4 protein-coding genes are annotated in these 3847 nt (G+C 69.4%); all 4 read left to right on the top strand.

Annotation, left to right across the window (positions count from 1 at the left end; genetic code table 11):
* Positions 1–624: glucokinase (locus ACFE86_RS21515; protein WP_375457354.1), on the top strand; the 624-nt coding region annotated here is incomplete at its 5' end.
* A 463-nt stretch (positions 625–1087) separates the two neighbouring features.
* Positions 1088–2125: an SPFH domain-containing protein gene (locus tag ACFE86_RS21510; protein ID WP_375457353.1), complete on the top strand. Its 1038-nt coding sequence runs from the start codon at positions 1088–1090 to the stop codon at positions 2123–2125.
* Between the two features lie 906 nt (positions 2126–3031).
* A complete protein-coding gene (locus ACFE86_RS21505) occupies positions 3032–3121 on the top strand; it encodes a K(+)-transporting ATPase subunit F (protein ID WP_375457352.1) in 90 nt (29 codons plus the stop codon).
* Between the two features lie 13 nt (positions 3122–3134).
* Positions 3135–3847 (top strand): potassium-transporting ATPase subunit KdpA (locus tag ACFE86_RS21500; protein ID WP_375457351.1); only part of this gene is annotated, 713 nt, incomplete at its 3' end.

Genomic DNA, 3847 nt, shown 5'->3' with positions numbered 1-3847 from the left:
GTGCCCGGCGGCGCCCGCGTGGTGCTCGGCCCCGGCACCGGCTTCGGCGCCGCGGCGCTGGTGCCGTATTCCGACAGCCTCGCCATCGTCTCGACCGAGGCCGGCCACGCCGATCTCGGTCCCGCGGATGCCTTCGAGGAGACGGTCTGGCACGCGCTGGAGCGGGTCGAGGGCCGGATCACCGTCGAGGCGGTGCTGTCCGGCCCCGGTCTCGCGCGCCTGCACGCGGCGGTGCGCCACGTCCGTACCGGCGAGCCGGCCGAGAAGCGCACGCCGGCGGCGATCACCCAGGCCGGGCTCGACGCCTCCGACCCGCACGCGGCGGAGGCGCTGGCGCTGTTCGGGCGCCTGCTCGGGCGGGTCTGCGGCGACCTCGCGCTGACGTTCCTCGCCACCGGCGGCGTCTACATCGGCGGCGGCATCGCCCCGCGGATCGTCAAGCTGCTCGACGCCGGCGGATTCCGCGCGGCCTTCGAGCGCAAGGCGCCGTTCTCTGCGATGATGCAGGCGATCCCCACCAGCGTCATCACCGTCCACGACCCGGCCTTCACCGGCCTCGCGGCGCTGGCGAGCGAGGGGGAGAGGTTCGTGTATCACGGGCAGGTCTGGCGGCGGGCGACTTGAGAGGCATCCCGCCGCCGCGATGATCCCGCCCGCGAGCAGGGCCGGCCGGCGAGCCGAGCGACCGCCATCACCACCGCCCCGACCGGCAGCGCGGCGGCGAACGCCATTACGAAGGTGGCGCCGCCGACGCGGTCTCCGAGGACCGGCACGGCGTCACGGGCAGGATCGCTTCGGCCCGCCCTGCGAACGAGGCAGCCGAATCAGAACCGCGCAAGGACGGGAGGCGATGACGCAGCCCTCGTCACGTCGACGGCTCTGCGCGACGCTGGATCAAGATCAGGGGACGTATAAGGAAGTCATAAATAAAAACAGCACCCCTGTAAATAAATCATCAGGAAGGATGTTTGGTCGCATCGTCGTAACGAATATCGGTCCTGGGCACTACTTCCGCTTCGATCGTCAAGGGCGCACCTAGGCCGGCGAGGGCTTGCCCCCCTGTGACGGCCGCGCGAAGGAAGCAGACATGCCCACCGAGAAGGGACCCTGGGGCGCGCCGCCGCCTGCGCAATTCCGTCCGCCCCAGCTTCCCCCCGCCGTGACGCGCGCCCTGAGCATCGGCGTGGTGGTGGTCGGCGCGGCCGTGGCCGTCCTGTCCGGCACTTTCTACGTCGTGCAGCCGACGGAGATGGCCGGGGTGAGGCGGCTCGGAACGGTGATCACGGATGCGCCCGTGGGCCCCGGCCTCCATGCGAAGATGCCCTTCATCGACGTCGTGGACCACATCCAGACCAGTCTCGACACCTTCAAGCTGAACGGCCTGACGGTCTACACCGTCGACAACCAGGCGGTGAGCGTGAGCCTCGGCATCTCCTACCGCATCCCGGCGAGCGCGGTCCTGAAGCTGCTCTACGGCGTCGGCCGGACCGGCAACGTCGATATCTCCGAGAACATCCGCCCGGTGCTCGCGGATCGGGTGCTGCGCGTGTTCTCGACCCAGAACACGGTCGGCATATCCGCCAACCGCGAACAGATCATCGCGCAGATCACCAAGAACGTTTCGGAGGCCCTCAGCGGCATCTTCGGTCTCGAGATCACCGACCTGCAATTGAGCAGCATCACCTACAGCCCGAGCTTCCAGGCCTCGGTCGAGGCCGCCGTCCAGGCCAAGAACGACGCCATCCGCGCGGAGAACACGGTGGCCAAGGTCCGCTACGAGGGCGAGCAGGCCAAGGTCCAGGCGGCCGCCCAGGCCGCGGTGCGGATCGCGCAGGCCAACGGCGACGCGGAGGCGGCCGTGGCCCAGGCCCGCGCCCAACGCGCGGCGGCGATCCTGCGCGCCGAGGGCGCGGCGCAGGCGACGACCCTCACCGGCGAGGCCGAGGCACGGATCATCCAGCAGGTCGGGTCCGCGGTCGCGTCCAATCCGGGGGTCGTGGCCTACGAGACCGCGCATCGGTGGAACGGAACCATGCCCGCGACGATGCTGGGCGGAAGCTCCAACCCGCTCGCCCTGCTCAACCTGCCTGCGGTCGCCGAAGGTCGTGCGACCGCGCAACCATGAGCCGTAGCGAACTTTGGGGTCCCGAAGGCGGCCGGGACGGTTCGCGAGCGGTCGTCGCGGCGGCGGTCCGCGGCACGCCGCTTCAGCCGTTGCCCACGGGCATCGGCCCCGCGGTTCGGCCGAGGCCCGGGGCCGGCCCGCGGCACGTCATGGACGACGCGACGCGGGCCCCGCCGGGCATCCGTCGCGCGGTCCTCGACGAAAGCCTCGTTCCTCGTGCGTGCATGGACGACCGCACGGGATCGGATGACGGGCGCGCGCACGGTTCACGGCCCGGTCGCGCGGAGCACTTGCGCCTCGCTCCCCTGAAGGGCGCATGCCAGGCCTGCGGCACGCCGTTTACGGGTTTTCGGAACGGGGGCTGCGCCGTCGTGCGGTTCGACCGACGCGCCTGGAAGACCGCCTGCGCGCGTACCGACCGCCTCGACGGCCCGGTCCAATGCCCCGAATTCTGCGGATCGGTGCAGGGAGCCGGTCGTCGCGGGTGCCAGAGCATTTTCCAGCGAGGTGGATGCCGGCTCGCGTGAAGAAAAAGCGACCGCACAAAGGCTTGGAACGTTTTCCGTGATCCGGGGATCATGGAAAACGTTCCAAGTGCCGGTTGCCTGCGGGCTCTCCCGGCCAAGGACTGTCCCAGCCCGCTCAGCACATCGGAATCCTAACGCGATCCTTATAAAATAGGTCTTCGGTCCGTCTCGCATTCGTATGCGCTTCCCGGCCATTATCGCTCCGCCACAAGCAACGTCCCCCCGGAAGACATCGCCCGTCCGGGACGGCCTTGCGCGTCAACTTGACCGGAGCTGAGCGTCTCATGCTCGACATCGTCTTCATCGTCACGGGCATCGCCTTCTTCGCCCTCACGGTCGGCTACGCCGACCTGTGCGAGCGGCTCTAGAGGCGCGCGCCATGACCCTCGACCTCGCGCTCGGCGCCCTCACGACCCTGGGGCTGCTCGGATACCTCACCTACGCCCTCGTCCGCCCCGAGCGGTTCTGAAGGACCTTCTGCCATGACCCTCAACGGCTGGATTCAGATCGCGCTGTACTGCGCGGTCGTGCTGGCGCTCGTGCGCCCGCTCGGCGGCTACATGACCCGCGTCTTCACGGGCGAGCGCACGCTCCTCTCGCCCGTGCTCGCTCCGATCGAGCGCGGGCTCTACCGCGTCTCCGGAATCGACGGCGCCCAGGAACAGCACTGGCTCGCCTATACCGGCGCCGTGATCCTCTTCCACGTGTTCGGCTTCGCGATCCTCTACGCGATCCTGCGCCTGCAGGCGGTCCTGCCCTTCAACCCGGCCGAGCAGGCCGCGGTGGCGCCGGACCTCGCCTTCAACACGTCGGCGAGCTTCATCACCAACACCAACTGGCAGTCCTACGGCGGCGAGAGCACGCTGTCCTACCTGACGCAGATGCTGGGGCTGACGCACCAGAACTTCCTCTCGGCCGCCACCGGCATGGCGGTAGCGGTCGCGCTGATCCGCGGGTTTTCCCGCGCCTCGACCGGCACGATCGGCTCGTTCTGGGTCGATATGACCCGGGCGGTCCTCTACGTGCTGCTGCCGATCTGCATCCTCTACACGCTGTTCCTGGTGTTCGAGGGCATCCCGCAGACGCTCGGCGCCTACGTCGACGTGACCACCTTGGAGGGTGCCAAGCAGACCATCGCGGTCGGGCCCGTGGCGAGCCAGGTCGCGATCAAGATGCTCGGCACCAACGGCGGCGG

Origin of the sequence: uncultured Methylobacterium sp. (assembly GCF_964244095.1) — a bacterium.
GTDB lineage: Bacteria > Pseudomonadota > Alphaproteobacteria > Rhizobiales > Beijerinckiaceae > Methylobacterium.
This window is presented reverse-complemented; position numbering and strand designations above follow the sequence as displayed.

Bases quoted from the DNA above. Each gene is read 5' to 3' on its own strand.
- ACFE86_RS21510 (WP_375457353.1), top strand. From the start codon at position 1,088: ATGCCCACCGAGAAGGGACCCTGGGGCGCGCCGCCGCCTGCGCAATTC.
- ACFE86_RS21505 (WP_375457352.1), top strand. From the start codon at position 3,032: ATGACCCTCGACCTCGCGCTCGGCGCCCTCACGACCCTGGGGCTGCTC.